This is a genomic window from Frankia nepalensis (assembly GCF_016786325.1).
Taxonomy (GTDB): Bacteria; Actinomycetota; Actinomycetes; order Frankiales; family Frankiaceae; genus Pseudofrankia; species Pseudofrankia nepalensis.
In genome coordinates this window covers 1-4,193 of record NZ_JADWYU010000295.1, presented here as the reverse complement: position 1 = coordinate 4,193, position 4,193 = coordinate 1, and the positions used below count along the sequence as shown (strand labels likewise).

Genomic DNA, 4,193 nt, shown 5'->3' with positions numbered 1-4,193 from the left:
GCGCCCGGGTCACCCAGGCGCTCGACCCACGCGGGAACCGGCGCGAGCGCGTCGGCGACCGCCGCGGGGTCGGCGCGGGGGGGGGGGGGGCCCCGCCCCCCCCCCCCCCCCGGCCCCATCGCCCACAGGAAACCGCGTGGGACGCCGTTGCTGGCCAGAGCAAGCAGCCCGCACGCGCACGTCACGGTTCGGCGGCGTTTGGCGGTGTACCGGGCCGCCGGTGTTGTCGGCCCGGTACACCGTGCGGACGACGCTGGCCGCCCGGCCCCCTATGTCAGCAGGACCGCCTGAAGGGAACGTTGGCGAAACGGTCGGCGAGGAAGCTCACGGCGTCGTTTTGGGACGTGAAGATGACGGTGGCGTGCTCCCCGAGATAGTCCTTCCAGCGGATGGGTGCACCCGCCGCGCAGTACGTGTCCTTCAACGCCACGCCCTGTGGGCGTGCGACCAGTTCATCGATCGGCCAGGCGTGGTACAGGAAGGTCGGCACCTTCGGCGGCACAGCGCCCAGCTTCTGCTCGTTGATGCGGGATATCCAGGCAGATGTGGTCAGCGGGTTGGTCGTCGTGTAGTCGCTGATCTTCCTGAAGGGGTAGATGATGAGCGATTCGACGCAGTCGTCACTGAACTCGGTGAAGAACTTCTTTCCGGCCGTGTTGAGATATCTTTCCAGGTCCAGTTCAGAATAGGCGGCGTCGAGCCCCAGCGCGGCCATCGCCAGGACGGCGAAACCGAGGCCGCCGTCGAGTTGCTTGGAGACCGCGAGCAGGTCGGCGGGAACACCGCCGGCCGAAATGCCCTTGAGGTTCAGCTCCGGCGCGTACGTGGGCTGCAGCTCGCCGGCCCAGGCGGCGGCACCGCCACCCTGCGAGTAGCCCAGCAGGCCAACGGGGTTCGCGGTGCTCAGGCCGGTCTCAGGCAGCCGCTGGGCGGCACGGACCACGTCGAGGACAGCGTGGCCCTCAGAGCGGCCCACCACGTAGGTGTGGATCCCAGGGGTGCCGAGCCCTTCGTAGTCGGACATCGCCACGGCGAAGCCGCGCTGGAGCGCCTTGTCGATGAAGCCCTGGTTCTGGGCGACGCTGACCAGGCTGTTCTTCGACGGGGCGCAGCCGTCGCCCAGGCCGACGGTACCCGAGGCGAGCGCGACGATCGGCATGCCGACCGGGCTCCTTCCCTTCGGCACGAGAATCGTGCCGGAAACCGCGTTCGGCCGCCCCAGGGCGTCACGGGAGAGGTAGAGGACGAGATACGAGCTCGCATTACCGAGATAGGCCTGCTTGCGGTACCAGATCACATCCCCTGGGTTTCCCGCGGGCAATGGGGACGGTGGGAGGTAGAAGGCGTCACCGGCCGGCCCCTCGACAGCGGCCGCGGCAGGCGTCGCACTGACTACCGGAAGGACGACACTCAGCATGGAGAGGGCCAGCGCCGCCACGAGTACGCCGATCCGCGTTCGTGGCCAGAGTCCACGGCTGGATAAGTGTTCGTGCATGTCCATGAACCTTCCTTCTTCGTCCTGGCAGCGGCACGGAAACGGCCGCGGCCGGCCCTGAGGGCGGGAGGGGTCCGGGAAAGAGGGGTGGCGGGCAGAGGACCGGGGCGACGCGCTACCGCACAGAGGTCATCACAGAAACCGATTCATCCGCCGCACGCCTCGATGCTTCACGAGGGTGCTCACCGAATGGTCGGCGACATTCAATGACGACGGCGCGGCCGTGCCTGCGATGTGCGCCGCACCTGTCCGGCGGCTGACCCGCGAACCGGCACCGAAACTCGCGTCCCTCCGCTGATCACGGGAGGTCCGCCGGCACCGCGGCGATCTGTCGGTCGCCGCGCGCGTGCATGTCTCACCACGGTTCCTCCCGTGTCGAGCACCACCGCCAACAACCTACTGGCAAGTAGTACTCGTCAGTAGGATCCGGACCGTAGCAAGTTGGGCGCGCTTTTCCCACACCAAGACCAACGTCACATCGTGACCCGCCCACACCATTCCGCCTCCGCGATCTTGGAATCCGGGGTCGCCCGACGGGGAAACGGGCTTCCGGCGGTTCGGCGAGGTAGACGATCTCCCAGGTCGGGAGAGCCATGACCGACCGCCACGCAAGCGGGAGGAAGACGCGGAGGACACGGCGAGTGGGCGCCGACGTCGGATCTGGCGAGGCGCCGACGAGGCGCACCGGATAGCACCAAAGTGCCTTCGCGCCTCGATCGCGCGGCGGCCGCCCGGGCACTCCCGCGACGGCGGACGCCACCGGGCGGCGACTCCACCAACGCCGGAGATCCCCCGCCGGATCTTCTTGACCGGGTCCGCGCCTGCCCTGGCACCCGACGGCAGCCGGCTGCCGCACCGAGGACGGGATTTGGCCAGCTGCCGGCGAGGCCGGGCCGGGCGGCCGGCTGGCGGCAGACGGCGCTTCCGGCGACCTCGCCGACCACCGCCACCTCGTCAAAGCCCTGCACAGCGCGTTCATCGAGTACTGGCGTTCTGGCGACCGAGATCTCTCCCCGGGCCTCGCGCGGGTGGTCGACTACTGGTTCCGCTACCACGTGGCCAAGGCCGTGATCGCCGCGGCCCTGCTGATCGTGCTCGTCGCGCTGACCGTCCTCGTCTGGAAGGCATTTCTGAAGGCAGGCGGCCTCGGGGCCGTGGCACGGGCGGCCCTCGCGTCGGCCGGCGTTCTCGCGACGATGCTCGCGCTGCTCTCTCTGGCGGCGGTGATGGCCAACATCCAGGGTGCGCTAGCGCCGTTCGCCTCGCTGATACCGATGTTGACGGAAGGCGCGACCGACCAGGAGCTCGCCACCACGCTCGACCAGGCCAGCCAACAACTGGCTGACTCCTCGCTCGCGGGTGCACGGACCCCGCCAGCCATCGACGTGATGATCGCCGACTTTTCTCGATACCACGCGGTGATGGCCGTGATTGCCGCGATCGCGGCGGCCGCCTTCCTCGGCACCGGCGTGCTGCTGTGGAGAAGGTTCGCGCGAACGGCCTCGTCCGACAGGCGAACGAGACGCGTGGTGGGATCTTTCGGTGTCCTGTCCGCGTTGCTGACGCTGGGCCTGATCGTCCACGCGGCGGCAAACGCGAGCACCGCGGCCGACCGGGGACCAGCGCTCCTGCGCGCTCTCAACGGCGGATGGTGACCCGCCTCGCCGCACCGGCCCGGCCCGGCGGGCACAGGCAGGGGCGACACAACACAAATCCCTTTTGAGTGATGTGACCCTCAGGTGTTTCGGTGGGTCTGGTGGCCGGCGGAGGCGAGCCGTTCCGCCAGCCGATCAAGACCGATTTTGATCATCTGGCTGTAGCCGTCGTTCCCGAGTGCCTCCGTGGCGGCCTGGCCCTGCCGGAGGTGCTCGCGAGCCGTGTCGAGGTCACCGAGCCTGCGGTAGCACTCACCGAGGTTGAGGTGCAGCGACGGGTAGAAACCGGCCACGGGCCCTGCCACGCCGGCCCGCGCGGCACGTTCGTCCGTGATCAGATCGGCGGCTTCCAGGGCCCGCAGGTCCCAGGCCAGTTCCTCGCGCACGTCGTCCTGGACGTCGGCCATCGCGTGCGCGATCGCGCAGCGATGCAACGGGTCGCCGTTCTCGCCGACGTCGTTCCAGATCTCGGTGAAGACACCTCGCGCGGCGTCGCGCTCTCCTTGTTGGCTCAGCCACATGCCGTGGCCGATCCGGCTCATCGTCTCGTCTGGTTCGATCACAGGCTCCTTGCCGCAGGTTCCCCCATTGATCGTCATCTTTCCAGGCGGGCTGCCATCTCCCTGGTGCACCCGACAGGATCCAGGCAAGGCGATCTTCGTTCGCCTCGCGGTCTCGCGACCGTGGCGCGGGCAGACTGGTCCGGAATACACACATTTCCACTTCTCAATGGGAACCAGAAGCCTGGAGTATTTCGCGTACCGCGCCGATGCCAAGGCATCGGACGGCGTCCACCATCTCGGGACGGTCCGCCTGGGCAGGGCTCGGTAGCCGCCGCCAACGGATCCGGAGCATCGGCGGCTTCTGACGCGAGCGTCGTCGATCCGGCCGCTGGGCCGCTGGCCGGGGCCGTTGACACAGCGTGATCCAGCGGCTGGTTCCGATGCCCGGGGCTACTGGTCCAGTCGGTGGCCGCACCAGCGGTTGCGGGTGGCGTCGTCGGTGCCGGCCGGGTTGGGGACGACGTCGTAGCCGGTGCCGTC

General features: G+C 68.9%; 3 protein-coding genes. 1 reads left to right on the top strand and 2 read right to left on the bottom strand.

Translation table 11 applies throughout. From position 1 onward, the window contains the following. Window positions 1–274 precede the first annotated feature (274 nt). The gene (locus tag I6A81_RS40600; RefSeq protein ID WP_203008012.1) at window positions 275–1,495 is read right to left on the bottom strand and encodes a lipase family protein; all 1,221 of its coding nucleotides are present in this window, start codon (window positions 1,493–1,495) and stop codon (window positions 275–277) included. A gap of 1,067 nt (window positions 1,496–2,562) precedes the next feature. Here I6A81_RS40600 and I6A81_RS40595 point away from each other — a divergent pair. Further along, window positions 2,563–3,150 (top strand): hypothetical protein, encoded by a 588-nt coding sequence (locus I6A81_RS40595; protein WP_238431119.1) that lies wholly within the window; start codon window positions 2,563–2,565, stop codon window positions 3,148–3,150. An 80-nt stretch (window positions 3,151–3,230) separates the two neighbouring features. Here the strand turns inward: I6A81_RS40595 and I6A81_RS40590 are convergent, their stop codons facing one another. Then, window positions 3,231–3,713: a hypothetical protein gene (locus I6A81_RS40590; RefSeq protein WP_203008008.1), complete on the bottom strand. Its 483-nt coding sequence runs from the start codon at window positions 3,711–3,713 to the stop codon at window positions 3,231–3,233. Window positions 3,714–4,193: the final 480 nt, after the last annotated feature.

What these genes read in the sequence shown, in the direction of transcription:
- I6A81_RS40600 (WP_203008012.1), bottom strand. Translation starts at nt 1,495, where the DNA reads ATGCACGAACACTTATCCAGCCGTGGACTCTGGCCACGAACGCGGATC.